Below are 13474 nucleotides of genomic sequence, written 5' to 3'. Positions count from 1 at the left end.
AGTATATTATTAGATATACTAACCAAAGAGTTGGGCCAGTAGGTCAACTAGGGTGGTACCGCGGAGATTTAGCTTCGTCCCTTATATTTTATTAGGGATGGAGCTTTTTTTATTGTCTTTTATTAAATTACTACAAATTTAAGGAGATGGAAAAATGGATACAGTAGCAATCAGACATTTATACCATAGTACAGATGAGTATGTAGGCAAAAGTGTTACAGTAGCAGGATGGGTAAAAACAGTTAGAGATTCAAAAACTTTTGGTTTTATCGAATTAAATGATGGAACATTCTTCAAAAGTGTTCAAGTTGTATTTGAAGACAAATTAGATAACTTCAAAGACATTGCAAAATTAGGCGTAGGTGCAGCAATCATCGTTACAGGTGACTTAGTAGCAACACCAGGGCAAAAACAACCATTTGAGATTAAAGCAACAGAGATTGTTGTAGAAGGAAGTTGCCCAGCAGAATATCCACTTCAAAAGAAACGTCACTCTTTTGAGTTCTTAAGACAAATTGCACATTTAAGACCTCGTACAAATACATTTGCAGCAGTATTTAGAGTACGTTCTTTAGCATCATATGCAATTCATAAGTTCTTCCAAGAAAGAGACTTCGTATATGCACATACACCAATCATCACAGGTAGTGACTGTGAAGGTGCAGGAGAAATGTTCCAAGTAACAACACTTCCACAAGTAGGTGCTAAATTAGATGATCAAGGTAAAGTAGATTACAAAGAAGATTTCTTCGGTAAAATGGCTAACCTTACAGTAAGTGGTCAGCTTTCAGCAGAAACATTTGCAATGGCATTTAGAGATGTTTATACATTTGGACCAACATTTAGAGCTGAAAAATCAAATACACCAAGACATGCAGCTGAGTTCTGGATGATCGAGCCAGAAATTGCATTTGCAGACCTTGAAGATGATATGAGACTTGCAGAAGATATGCTTAAATTTGTTATTAAATATATCTTAGAAAATGCACCAGAAGAAATGGCTTTCTTCAACCAATTCGTAGAAAAAGGTGTACTTGATAAACTTAACCATGTAGTAAGCTCAGACTTCGGTCGTGTAACTTATACAGAAGCTATTGAAATTCTTGAAAACTGTGGTAAAACATTTGAATACCCAGTGCATTGGGGATGTGACCTTCAAACAGAACATGAGAGATTCCTTGCTGAAGAGCACTTCAAAAAACCTGTATTCGTAACAGATTATCCAAAAGAAATTAAGTCATTCTACATGAGACTTAACGATGACAATAAAACTGTAGCAGCTACAGATCTTCTTGTACCAGGTGTAGGAGAGCTTATCGGTGGTAGCCAAAGAGAGGAAAGACTTGATGTCTTACTTGAAAGAATGGCAGAGCTTGGTCTTAAAGAAGAAGACTACTGGTGGTACTTAGACCTTAGAAGATTTGGTGGTACTAGACACGCTGGATTCGGTTTAGGATTTGAAAGATTAATTATGTACGTAACAGGTATGACAAACATCCGTGACGTAATCCCATTCCCAAGAACTACAGGTCAAGCTGACTTCTAAGAATGTAGTAAATAAAGACAGGAATAATTTAGCTTAGCTAAGTTATTCCTGTTTTTTATGTCTTTTTATATCTTTTTCATATATATACTCAAATAATCGTTTCTAGTCATATTATAAAAGATCTAGAAAAAAGTTTATTAGATGTATTGGAGTATAACTTATGAAGCAATAGTTGATAAATAAATTAACAGTAAGAGCTTTAAACACATTATGATAGGTTGGATTCCCTTAACAAGTGTATAGGAAATTTATGTATATTATTGTAAAATAATAGTAAGGGGTTATAGAAATTAGAGAATAGACTTAAGGGAGGACAGTATGAATACAGTACATAAAAAAATTGATAGTTACTTTGAAAAATTTATCTATAGTAAATTGAAATTTAAGGTAATGACAATCAAAGTACGTAAGAGAATAGGATTTGAATATGATTTTGATTATGTAGATGAGTGGGATTCAACAGGGTGGATTTTGCATAAACCTTTTTTCTCGAGGAAGGCAAAACTTTATATGTTTAAGGGAAAAGCATATACACCTTTAAAGTTTCCGCCAACGAGATGGTATCAGTTTCCTACTAGAATAGGGCAGGCCTTTGAAGATCTATTACATCCACCAGATAGAAAGATGCGCAACCGTGCAGAACTTCGTATAGTATTTGGATACATTAGGCTAGTAATGGTTCTAGGTATTATTGCTACTATTATATTCTTTCCACAAATCAAGAGTAAATTAGTAGGGGAACCTGAAAACGAAGTTGGCGCTATTACTCAAAATGGAGATCAACAAACAGAAGAACAAATAAATGAAGAAACAAATCCAAAAGAGGTAGATGAAAAAGATAGCCAAGATGATAAAACAAATGAGAAGAGTAAGGAATAGAAATTAAAGATAGTATATAACAAATATAAAAGGTTACATTAAGTTAAAGGACTTATTCTAGGAGCTGTGTACAGCATAAAGATAAGGCTATATAAAAAGAGGTTGCATAAGGGGCAACCTCTTTTTATATAGTCATTACACATATTGTTCAATTTGTTTTTTCCAAACAAGATAGCCTGTTCCATTTAAGTGTACACCATCTCTTGTGTAATCACTTACTAGCTCATTATTGCTGTCTACAAAATGCTCATAAAGATTGATGAATTTGAAGCCATATTCATTTGCTAAAGGTTCAAGCATTTCATTGATAGATTGCACTACAGTATTATCAATAGGATGTTCGTAAACAGTATTATTAACAGGTAAGCAGCTTTGAACGTACACTGTGCAATCATCTAGTGTTTTAAATTGGTCGAAGATTACTTTGTACTCTTCTTGCATTTGCATAGCACGTTTACCATCCATAATGTCATTGATACCTATTTTGATAAAAATTTTAGATGGTTTGTTTGCTAATAGGTTAGGCATTCTCTCATTAAGCCAAGTGAGACGATCGCTATCTATTCCACGGTTAATGATATTAGGATTATTGAACATCTCAGCCCATTCATTTCTTTGTGTAATAGAATCGCCTACGAATAAAATGCATCCTTCTTTTGGAGGAAGAATTTCAAAGGTTTCACGACGATTAAGCACATAAGGCCATGGTTGTGGTGACTGAATATAAGTTTCTGAAATAGAATTTTGGTGCTCCATAAGTTTTCTCCTTAAATATAGTGAGTATTTAAAAGACAACTTAATTATAATACACAACAATCTAAAAATGAATAATATTTTAGTAAAAAATAAATAAAAATTAAAGTAAAATTTGATAAATGAGTATATGTGCCTGATATTCAATACTAAGAATGAAAATTACTGAAGTTTAGTTTGTAGTAGTGGATAAGGAAGAGGCTATTTTGAGATGACTTGGTATGATTTCAAAATAGTAAGAGAATGCAAAAAACCACAAGAATAATTCTTGTGGTTTTTTGTGTATATTCTATAAAAATCTAGAATTAATTGATTGAATGATTTTAGGGGGGTATCTTCCATTATAGCACAAGGAAAAAACACTATAAATAAGCATTAAGTAACTTTGTAAAAATACAACAAAAAGCCTTGAAAATTCTTGGAATAAAAAGGAGATATTCAGTCTTCTAAAATAGAAATAAAAGAGGTATGATATATACTTGAGATTTGAATTGAACGGACAAAACGAGGAGGATACAACAATGAAAATAGGATTTGACCATAATAAGTATTTACAAGAGCAGTCAGAGTACATCTTAGAACGTGTAAACAATTACGATAAATTATATCTTGAATTTGGAGGAAAACTCTTATTTGATATGCATGCAAAAAGAGTTTTACCAGGGTTTGATGAGAACGCAAAAATCAAACTTCTTCATAAATTAAAAGATAAAGTAGAGATCATTATCTGTGTTTATGCAGGAGATATTGAGCGTAACAAAATCCGTGGTGATTTCGGTATTACATATGATATGGACGTTTTAAGACTTATTGATGATCTTAGAGAATATGACTTAGATGTAAATAGTGTTGTTATTACACGTTTTGAAGGGCAACCAGCTACAACTGTATTCATCAATAAACTTGAAAGACGTGGTATCAAAGTTTATAAACATAGTGCAACAGCAGGATACCCAACTGATGTTGATACAATCGTAAGTGATGAAGGTTATGGTAAAAATCCTTATATTGAAACAACTAAACCAATCGTTGTTGTAACAGCTCCAGGACCAGGTAGTGGTAAACTTGCAACTTGTTTAAGCCAACTTTATCATGAAAACAAACAAGGCCGTGTAGCAGGTTACTCTAAATTTGAAACTTTCCCAGTATGGAATGTACCTCTTAAACATCCTCTTAACATTGCATATGAAGCAGCAACAGCAGACCTTAAAGATGTTAACATGATCGACTCTTTCCATTTAGAAGCATACAATCAAATGGCTGTTAACTATAACCGTGACCTTGAAACATTCCCAATCTTAAAACGTATTATTGAAAAAATCACAGGTGAAGAAGCAGTTTACAAATCACCAACAGATATGGGCGTTAACCGTGTTGGATATGGTATTGTAGATGATGAAGTTGTTAAAGAAGCATCTAGACAAGAAATTATTAGAAGATACTTTAAAACAGCATGTGAATATAAAAAAGGCCATGCAGATAAAGATACAGTTCAACATGTTAAATTAATCATGAATGAGCTTAAACTTAAAGAAGAAGATCGTAAATCAGTTGTAGAAGCAAGACTTACAGCAGCTAAAATGAAATTAGCAGCAGAGAAAAATGAAATTTGTTCAGCTGTAGCTATTGAGCTTCATGATGGAACAATGATTACAGGTAAATCTTCAAGTTTAATGGATAGCACATGTGCTGCCTTAATCAATGGGATTAAATACTATGCAAACATTGCTGATGAAATGCACCTCATCTCTCCAGTTATCCTAGAACCAATCTTAACACTTAAAAGAGAGACATTAAAAAACAAAAATGCAGCACTTAACTGTGAAGAAGTACTTATTGCTTTAACTATTTGTGCAGCAACAAATCCAATGGCACAATTAGCACTTGAAAAATTAGAAATGCTTAAAGGCTGTGAAGCACATTCAACAACTATTTTAAGTCATAATAATGAAAATGCATTTAGAAAATTAGGTATTGAAGTAACATGTGATCCTGATTACCCAACAGATAACTTATACTACAATAACTAATAATATAGAAGAAAAGGGCTGTTATGTTACTAAAAGTAGCATAACAGCCCTTTTCTTCTATGATGTAATCTTACAGAACGAAGTATTTGTATGAAAGATTTAGTATATTGGCGAAGGTATGATATGATAGAGGTAGAAAAAATTAAGAAAAAGAGAAACTAGTATAAGAGGGGAGAAAGAATATGGACAAAGATTATATTAGGAAAGTTATAATAATCTTTACAGTTATGATTATAGGAATAAATTTATGGGATAATTATAGCATAAAAAAAGAAGTCCAAAATTTAAGGGATGACTACTCTAGATTAGAAAATAACATATATAGCAATATAGAAAATATACGATATAATTTGCAGGATGAATATGAGAATATAGAAGAATTATTAAAGAAAGAACAAAGTATTTTTTCACAGGCATCTGTTGAACTAAAAATACAAGATGATCAAATAGCTGTAACTATGCAAGCAGTGCCAAAGGAAATAACAAACACGGAGAAGCTGATTGCTAGAATAGCAGCCGATGGGCAAGTATATGAACAAGAAGTAAATGCAAATAATGAAGCAGTTATTTTAGTAGATATGGTTAGCATTTTGAAACCTATGTTTGTAATAAAATCAGAGAGGGGAGTAAGGCAAGAAGCATTAGAGCCAGTGTATACTAATGACATTTTACAATGTACGGTATTAAGTGAATGGGATTATGGGGAGGAAAGTAGTCCTAAAGAATATATGGGACTTAAAATACAGTTTGGAGAAAATGAAGAAGGATTACCATTTGATGAAAAGAGCATTGAAAGTGCCGAATTTATTCTTAAAGAGAATGGATATATTGAAGAAGGTAACTCAAACTATAGTTATGGTGCGTCCCAAGCGAGTGCTGTAGCAAATTCAACTTATATTGAAGAGGATTATTCGGAATTATTACAAGGTAAGCATATACCGGCTTTGAAACAAGTAGGGGAAGACGATAATAGGCTTATATACACAGCAGATTTTGCAGAGTATATAAGAAAAGAAGATAGTATATATTATGAAGTATATTTTACGCTTAGGACCAAGAGTGGTATGCAGTATATAACACCATATAATACGGTTGCTACCTTTAGTTCTTCTAAGAATAGTAGCAATATGGGCAGCGGTGAATCTGTTTTAGTGCCAATATTTTAATAGTCTATAGGGAGATAGTATGAAGAGATACTATCTCTTTTTAAATTGTATAAGTCTAAAAGATAAAAATGTCGTAAGAGGAAAAAATAGTTAGAAATAAATTCGATGCTAAAAGGTAATACTATCAAAGGTAAGAGAAGAGTAAATCGAAGAAAAAAGAAAAAAAGATAAAAAAAGTGAAAAAAGGTATTTACTTACGTCAATGAGTGTGATATTATAAATGTCGTTGAGGCCCATTGGTCAAGCGGTTAAGACACCGCCCTTTCACGGCGGTAACAGGAGTTCGATTCTCCTATGGGTCATTGCTACATTTTGTAGCATGGCGGGGTGTGGCTCAGTTTGGCTAGAGCGCCTGATTTGGGTTCAGGAGGCCGCAGGTTCGAGTCCTGTCACCCCGATTTAGTTCCTAGTCGAGGAACTGTTACAATTAATGAGGGTCACTAGCTCAGTTGGTAGAGCACTTGACTTTTAATCAAGTGGTCCGGAGTTCGAGCCTCCGGTGGCTCATAATTGAATAGTAGTAGTACATCTGTACTACTAAATGCGTGAGTGGCTCAGGGGTAGAGCATCTCCTTGCCAAGGAGAGGGTCGCGGGTTCGAATCCCGTCTCGCGCTTGATATGCCCAGATAGCTCAGTCGGTAGAGCAGAGGACTGAAAATCCTCGTGTCGCTGGTTCGATTCCGGCTCTGGGCATGTTCTAACAAAATATAAGGCCCATTGGTCAAGCGGTTAAGACACCGCCCTTTCACGGCGGTAACAGGAGTTCGATTCTCCTATGGGTCATTGCTATATTATATAGCATGGCGGGGTGTGGCTCAGTTTGGCTAGAGCGCCTGATTTGGGTTCAGGAGGCCGCAGGTTCGAGTCCTGTCACCCCGATTTAGTTCCTAGTCGAGGAACTGTTACAATTAATGAGGGTCACTAGCTCAGTTGGTAGAGCACTTGACTTTTAATCAAGTGGTCCGGAGTTCGAGCCTCCGGTGGCTCATAATTGAATACCAGTAGTACATTTGTACTACTAAATGCGTGAGTGGCTCAGGGGTAGAGCATCTCCTTGCCAAGGAGAGGGTCGCGGGTTCGAATCCCGTCTCGCGCTTGATATGCCCAGATAGCTCAGTCGGTAGAGCAGAGGACTGAAAATCCTCGTGTCGCTGGTTCGATTCCGGCTCTGGGCATACTTTTTTTGTTTTAATCCACGGATAACCTGTTTATTCTGTGGATTTTTTTGCGTTAAAAAAATAATTTTGTGGAAAATTATTGACATTCTAGCTTGTGGAAGGTTTATAGTAGGAATATAGTACTTAATAAAATGAAAAAGAAAAGAGGGGTTTAATATGAAAAAAGGTTTCCTAATTGATTTAGAAGAGTCACTTACTTATCCCACTACAGAAGATATTTGTAATTATATAGAGAAATATAGTCAAGGAGATAAAGAACCTTTAGAATTTGTAAGCAAAGAAAAACCTGTTACTTTTTATTTAGGGAAAGATCTTTACGAAGCTCAAGTGGATATGGCTAGAGGTGGATATATTATTCATTGTGTACAAATTTAGATTGGAAGTAGATTGATGTGAATAAGACGGTTAGATTAACTCAGCAATTAAATATTTGGTTAAGTGTGAGGGCATGTAGGCAAGCTTATTGCATTCCAACTTTTAAGAGAGGCTAAGTTCATTTCATCAAACTAACGGTCAAAACTCAGAAAAGAAGTTCACTTTTCTTCAAACATTTCCCTAAAACCAGTTTGATTCCATTCACTAAGCCTCTCTAAAAAGTCTGCGGAGGAAGTTTCCATACAATAACTTACCTTACAGCCCATCACATAATAGCTCCTTCCGAAGAAGAAACATTTACTCCTATCTCTTCACCACGGCGTGTCACTGGGAGTGAAAACTTAACTTTCTGAGTAGAAAAGGGCGGTGATGCGTGGGTGACCTCCATGGAGCTTTTTTCGAGGATGGACTTAGAATATAAGCTACATGCAGTTTAGTAATCTCTTCGCAGGCGCAGCCCACAAAGTGAGGGCATACATATTTAGTAGACTTAGCTCAGTGAGCTGGATAGGTGTGTTCTCCGGAACCTGCCTACGTAGCTTTCAGATAAGAAATGTTCGAAATGAAAAAATAGTGGTTTTAGGTGTGCTGTCTGAACGAAGTGAGTTCACACCGTTATTATTTTTGAATGAGTTACATTTCTCTGAAAGCGAAGTGAAGCAGGTGAAGGAGAATCCAACTAGCCAACTCACGTAAGTAGACTAAATATAACTCCCCCCTCACTTAAACAAATATTTATTCTGTGCAGTAAACTGCAATAGCATCACTTATAAACTGAGCAAGTCCTTCTTTGTGTGTATCTATATTTTTAGTGAAGCGTTCATCGCCTATATACATTAGTCCAAGTCCTGCTAAGATTTCGTTTGTACAGTGATAGAAATTCTTTGTAATATGATCTTGCCATTGTTTAACGAGAGATTGAACCACAGGGTCACTTGGCTCTTTATCCATATTGTCAGCAAATGCTTTCATAATTTCATTTGCGAGTTCATTCACTTGATTCCACTCCTTTTTGCCATAGGAAGCTGTCTTAGCTACACTTTCTTTATAGGCATCACTATCTCCCCAGCGTTTGGCAGCTTCTTCGGCATATTGTTCTTTACATTTTTCTATTTCAGTCATATCGAATGCATCAAAATTCATTTCATGTTCTCCTTCTAAAGTGGTATTTACCAAGTCAATAAGATTACTCAGGCGGTCTCGCTTTTTGATAAGAAGTGCTTTGTGATGAAGAAGTGCATCTGTAGTATCAAAGTGTGGATTTGCCATAATCTCTTTGATTTGACTAAGCGGAAATTCTAGTTCTTTAAAAAATAAAATTTGTTGTAACCGAGCAAGTACTTCATCATCATAAAGGCGATAACCGACGTCTGTAATATGACTTGGATGAAGCAAACCAATCTCATCATAATAATGAAGTGTACGTACAGTTACACCTGTAAGCTTAGCAACTTCCTTGATTTTAAGTTCCATGTTACACCTTCTTTCCTAGTACGAGTAAAATAGATTATTTTTTTGCTCATTTGTAGTATAGTGTATGACGTAACGTAAGAGTCAACACATGGATAAAATGAATATTTATGAAGCCATAAAAATAGAAGAGCTGTAAAACTAAGAAATTCATTAGTTTTATAGCTCTTCTATATAAATAAAGTTAACGCTTTATATTTAAAAATATATTTACTTTAGAACCATTTTAAGAAATAAGGTTTTCAAGTTATTTATTGATCCAAGTAGTTAGGATTATGTATACATTTAGTAGGCATTTTAAAGGTTTTTGCAGGTTTTGGCACAAACTAAGGTCTCTGATTAATTATTTTTGTAGTACTCAGCAAGTTTAGTGAATGCTGGTAGAGAACGTTCAATTTGTTCGTAACTGATGCAATAAGCTAAACGTGTATAACCAGGGCAACCAAATGCTGATCCAGGTACAAGAAGTAAATTAAATTGTTTAGCTGTTTCACAGAATGTTTTATCATCTTCAATAAGTGTTTTAGGGAAGAGATAGAAAGCACCTTCAGGTTTAATACATTCAAAACCTATACTTGTTAAGTGGTTGTAGAGTAGATCACGGTTACGCTCGTAAATAGATACATCAACTTCGCTTTCAATACATTTACCAATAACCTTTTGGAATAGAGATGGTGCATTAACAAAGCCTAAAATACGATTGGCTACATTGAGTGCAGACATCACATCGTCGAAGTCGGCCATTTCATTTGGAACAACAATATAGCCGATACGTTCTCCTGGAAGAGAAAGTGATTTGCTATAAGAGTAGCCAATGAATGTATTGTTGTAGTAATGAAGTGCATAAGGTACAGTAGCGTTATCGTAAGCAATTTCACGGTAAGGTTCATCTGAAATAAGATAAATAGAAGTCCCAAATGTACCTTGTGCTTCTTCTAAAATAGAAGCAAGTTGTTTGAGGGCGCTATCTGAGTAAATAACACCTGTTGGGTTATTAGGTGAATTGATGATCACTGCTTTTGTACGAGAGGTGAGGGCAGCTTTTAATGCCTCCATATTGGGTTCGAAAGTTGTTGTATCAGGTGGCACAACGACAAGTTTACCATCAAAGTTACTCACATAGTTACGATATTCACCAAAGAATGGTGCCAAAACAATCACTTCGTCTTCTGGGTTTAATATGGTTTTTAAGATGATATTTAAGCCACCAGCAGCACCACAAGTCATAACAATATTATTTTCTTTAAGGTTGAGTTGGTGTTTCCCATTAAGGAAAGTAGCAATTGTATTTCTAACATCTTCATAGCCTGAATTGTTCATATAACCATGAAGGACATTAGGATTTTCTTCATTAACAATTTCTAATATGGCTTCTTTAACAGAATCTGGTGGAACCACATTAGGATTTCCAAGGCTGAAGTCAAAAACATTCTCCTCACCATGGATAGCAGCAAGGCGTTTGCCTTCTTCGAACATTGCACGAATCGTTGAGCTATTTGCAACGAGGTTTTTCATTTTATCTGAAATCATTTCATCACTCCTCTGATAAAGTATTAAAGTATAATTAATTATAATACAATATTTTTTATAATAAAACAAAAATTGTGAAAGAGTTGAAACTATTTACTGTATAGGTCATAATAGAAATAGGCTATAAGGTATATACTTATATTAATCATTTAGTGAATAGCTTAATTCAAAAAGTATATTTATTTAGAGTATGACAAAAGAAGAGCGCTTAATAGAGGAGGTTTTAAAATGGAAATTAATAAACAGTTTGTATTAGATACAGCTAAAAAATTATTAGAACATCACAGTCCAAGTGGATTTTGTTTTGAAATTATGGAAGAGATAGCAGGTTATGCTAAATCTTTTGGATATGCCTTTGAAACAACACAAAAAGGTTGCGGCATTATTACAGTACCAGGTAAAGAAGAAGGTAAGGTTATAGGGCTTTCAGCACATGTTGATACATTAGGGGCAATGGTAAGAAGTATTACAGGGGACGGGACACTTAACTTTACAGTAGTAGGTGGCCCGATTTTACCAACACTTGATGGAGAATACTGCAAAATCCGTACACGTGAAGGTAAAGTCTATACAGGAACATTCTTAAGCAAGAGCCCATCTTCTCATGTTTATGAAGATGCAACTTCTAAAGTAAGAGATGCAAAAAATATGGAAGTACGTATTGATGAAGTTGTAAAGTCAAAAGCTGATGTAGAAGCTTTAGGTATCGCAAATGGGGATTATATTTTCATTGAACCAAAAACAACAATCACAGAAAGTGGTTATATTAAATCACGTTTTATCGATGATAAAGCAAGTGTTGCAGCACTTATGAGCTTACTAGAAATGCTTAGTCGTGAACAAATTATCCCAACGTATACACTTAAAATCTTTATCTCTGTTTATGAAGAAGTAGGTCATGGGTCAAGCTATATCCCAGCAGACATTACAGAGATGATCGCAGTGGATATGGGATGTATTGGTCAAGACTTAAGTTGTACAGAACAAGATGTATCAATCTGCGCAAAAGACTCAGGCGGACCATATGATTACCAAATGACATCAAAGCTTATAGAATTAGCTAAAGTAAATGGTTTACGTTTTGCTGTAGATGTGTATCCAATGTATGGATCAGATGTAGGTGCGGCATTAAGAGGTGGAAATAATATTCGTGGTGCACTTATTGGACCAGGGGTACATGCATCTCATGGTATGGAACGCACTCATTATGATGGATTAGAGAATACAATTAAATTACTTTATTACTATATTACACAATAAAGATATAAGATATGGGGCATATTTCCTAGTGAATAGGGGATATGCCCTATTTCTTATTTGCTATAAATATAAAATCCTGTATGATAGAAAGGACAAGTATTGCATAGATTATTTTATATAGAAGAAAGATAACCAATAAAAAGTGTGATATTTGTTACGGAAAAAAATGTGAACATGGGTTAAAATAGGGATTGTAGATTTTTTAACAATAATCTTAATATTCTTAACTAATAACAATTATTAGAGGAGGTAAATAAGGTGAAACAAATTCGTACAGAGGATGCAGTAGGTCATGTACTGTGTCATGATATAACACAAATCATTAAAGATGTTAAAAAAGGTGTAGCTTTTAAGAAAGGCCATGTTGTAACAGAAGAAGATATTCCTGTTTTACTCTCCATTGGTAAAGAGCATTTATATATATGGGAAAAAGATGAGAAGATGCTTCATGAAAATGAGGCAGCAGAAATCTTATATAGCCTTTGTGATAATGAATATATTTCTCCATCGGAAGTAAAAGAAGGAAAGATAGAAGCTATTGCTACTTGTGATGGATTATTGAAAGTAGATACAGAACGCTTAATAGATGTGAATAGTATTGATCAAGTGATGATTGCGACACGTCATACTAATACAATGGTACATGCAGGAGATAAGCTAGCAGGTACTCGTGTCATACCACTTTTAATTGAAAAAGAAGTAATGGAAGAAGTAAAACGAGTAGGAGGGGATACACCACTCTTAAAGATTATGCCTTATCTTCATAAAAAAGTTGGTATTGTTACAACAGGAAGTGAAGTCTTTAAAGGTCGTATCAAAGATGCTTTTGGACCTGTAATACGTAAAAAGCTAGAGCCGTTTGGAGCAGAAGTGCTTGGACAACGTATTGTAGATGATAAAATAGAGATGATTACAGATGCAATCAAATCTTTCTTAGAAGAAGGGGCAGATATGATTGTATGTACAGGGGGAATGAGTGTAGACCCTGATGATGTGACACCAACAGCTATTAAAGAAGTTGGCGCACACATTGTATCTTATGGAGCACCTGTATTACCAGGGGCGATGTTCTTGCTTGCATATTATGAAAAGGATATTCCTATTATGGGCTTACCTGGATGCGTTATGTATGCAGGGGCAACAGTATTTGACTTAGTATTGCCACGTGTGATGGCAGGTGAGAAGTTAGTAAAACGTGATTTAGTGAAATTAGGACATGGTGGTTTATGTACAGGATGTAAACCATGTGTTTATCCTCATTGTTCCTTTGGAAAAGGAGAATAAAG

At 34.9% G+C, this 13474-nt stretch carries 10 protein-coding genes, 10 tRNA genes and 1 other annotated feature (1 of these 21 cut by a window edge); of the genes, 17 read left to right on the top strand and 3 right to left on the bottom strand.

What is annotated here, in order from left to right; all coding sequences use genetic code 11:
• Nucleotides 1-85, top strand: a binding site (T-box leader) (it extends 155 nt beyond the left edge of the window).
• 69 nt (nucleotides 86-154) lie between these two features.
• Both asnS and BN2390_RS20540 read left to right on the top strand, forming a co-directional pair.
• On the top strand, nucleotides 155-1546 hold the full coding sequence (asnS, locus tag BN2390_RS20545) for an asparagine--tRNA ligase (protein WP_053986152.1): 1392 nt from the start codon (nucleotides 155-157) through the stop codon (nucleotides 1544-1546).
• A 318-nt stretch (nucleotides 1547-1864) separates the two neighbouring features.
• Nucleotides 1865-2425 carry a hypothetical protein gene (locus BN2390_RS20540; RefSeq protein ID WP_053986151.1) on the top strand — a complete coding sequence of 187 codons (561 nt, stop codon included), beginning with the start codon at nucleotides 1865-1867 and terminating at the stop codon, nucleotides 2423-2425.
• A gap of 135 nt (nucleotides 2426-2560) precedes the next feature.
• Here the strand turns inward: BN2390_RS20540 and BN2390_RS20535 are convergent, their stop codons facing one another.
• The gene (locus tag BN2390_RS20535; protein ID WP_053986150.1) at nucleotides 2561-3181 is read right to left on the bottom strand and encodes a GDSL-type esterase/lipase family protein; all 621 of its coding nucleotides are present in this window, start codon (nucleotides 3179-3181) and stop codon (nucleotides 2561-2563) included.
• A 518-nt stretch (nucleotides 3182-3699) separates the two neighbouring features.
• On the opposite strand from BN2390_RS20535, the gene BN2390_RS20530 reads away from it, so the two are divergent.
• From BN2390_RS20530 to BN2390_RS20470, 13 genes are all read left to right on the top strand, one after another.
• Nucleotides 3700-5208 carry a DUF1846 domain-containing protein gene (locus BN2390_RS20530; protein WP_053986149.1) on the top strand — a complete coding sequence of 503 codons (1509 nt, stop codon included), beginning with the start codon at nucleotides 3700-3702 and terminating at the stop codon, nucleotides 5206-5208.
• A 182-nt stretch (nucleotides 5209-5390) separates the two neighbouring features.
• On the top strand, nucleotides 5391-6374 hold the full coding sequence (locus BN2390_RS20525; protein WP_053986148.1) for a hypothetical protein: 984 nt from the start codon (nucleotides 5391-5393) through the stop codon (nucleotides 6372-6374).
• 230 nt (nucleotides 6375-6604) lie between these two features.
• Nucleotides 6605-6676, top strand: a tRNA-Glu gene (locus BN2390_RS20520).
• Between the two features lie 21 nt (nucleotides 6677-6697).
• Nucleotides 6698-6772 (top strand) — tRNA-Pro (locus BN2390_RS20515).
• Nucleotides 6773-6808: 36 nt separating this feature from the next.
• Nucleotides 6809-6881, top strand: a tRNA-Lys gene (locus tag BN2390_RS20510).
• A 36-nt stretch (nucleotides 6882-6917) separates the two neighbouring features.
• Nucleotides 6918-6989: transfer RNA gene (locus tag BN2390_RS20505), tRNA-Gly, on the top strand.
• 6 nt (nucleotides 6990-6995) lie between these two features.
• Nucleotides 6996-7068 (top strand) — tRNA-Phe (locus BN2390_RS20500).
• A gap of 18 nt (nucleotides 7069-7086) precedes the next feature.
• Nucleotides 7087-7158: transfer RNA gene (locus tag BN2390_RS20495), tRNA-Glu, on the top strand.
• Nucleotides 7159-7179: 21 nt separating this feature from the next.
• A tRNA-Pro gene (locus tag BN2390_RS20490) sits at nucleotides 7180-7254 on the top strand.
• A 36-nt stretch (nucleotides 7255-7290) separates the two neighbouring features.
• A tRNA-Lys gene (locus tag BN2390_RS20485) sits at nucleotides 7291-7363 on the top strand.
• 36 nt (nucleotides 7364-7399) lie between these two features.
• Nucleotides 7400-7471: transfer RNA gene (locus BN2390_RS20480), tRNA-Gly, on the top strand.
• A gap of 6 nt (nucleotides 7472-7477) precedes the next feature.
• Nucleotides 7478-7550 (top strand) — tRNA-Phe (locus BN2390_RS20475).
• Between the two features lie 159 nt (nucleotides 7551-7709).
• The gene (locus tag BN2390_RS20470; RefSeq protein ID WP_053986147.1) at nucleotides 7710-7928 is read left to right on the top strand and encodes a DUF4318 domain-containing protein; all 219 of its coding nucleotides are present in this window, start codon (nucleotides 7710-7712) and stop codon (nucleotides 7926-7928) included.
• 735 nt (nucleotides 7929-8663) lie between these two features.
• On the opposite strand, the gene BN2390_RS20465 is transcribed toward BN2390_RS20470, so the two are convergent.
• On the bottom strand, nucleotides 8664-9401 hold the full coding sequence (locus tag BN2390_RS20465; RefSeq protein WP_053986146.1) for a MerR family transcriptional regulator: 738 nt from the start codon (nucleotides 9399-9401) through the stop codon (nucleotides 8664-8666).
• A 336-nt stretch (nucleotides 9402-9737) separates the two neighbouring features.
• Entirely contained in the window at nucleotides 9738-10928 is a 1191-nt protein-coding gene (locus BN2390_RS20460) for a pyridoxal phosphate-dependent aminotransferase (protein WP_053986145.1), read from the bottom strand.
• Between the two features lie 228 nt (nucleotides 10929-11156).
• On the opposite strand from BN2390_RS20460, the gene BN2390_RS20455 reads away from it, so the two are divergent.
• Nucleotides 11157-12188 (top strand): M42 family metallopeptidase, encoded by a 1032-nt coding sequence (locus BN2390_RS20455; RefSeq protein WP_053986144.1) that lies wholly within the window; start codon nucleotides 11157-11159, stop codon nucleotides 12186-12188.
• A 258-nt stretch (nucleotides 12189-12446) separates the two neighbouring features.
• Entirely contained in the window at nucleotides 12447-13472 is a 1026-nt protein-coding gene (locus tag BN2390_RS20450; RefSeq protein ID WP_053986143.1) for a molybdopterin-binding protein, read from the top strand.
• Nucleotides 13473-13474: the final 2 nt, after the last annotated feature.

Origin of the sequence: Niameybacter massiliensis, assembly GCF_001282685.1 — a bacterium.
Taxonomy (GTDB): domain Bacteria; phylum Bacillota; class Clostridia; order Lachnospirales; family Cellulosilyticaceae; genus Holtiella; species Holtiella tumoricola.
The sequence above is the reverse complement of the archived record's forward strand: the minus strand, read 5'-3'. Positions and strand labels throughout refer to the sequence as shown.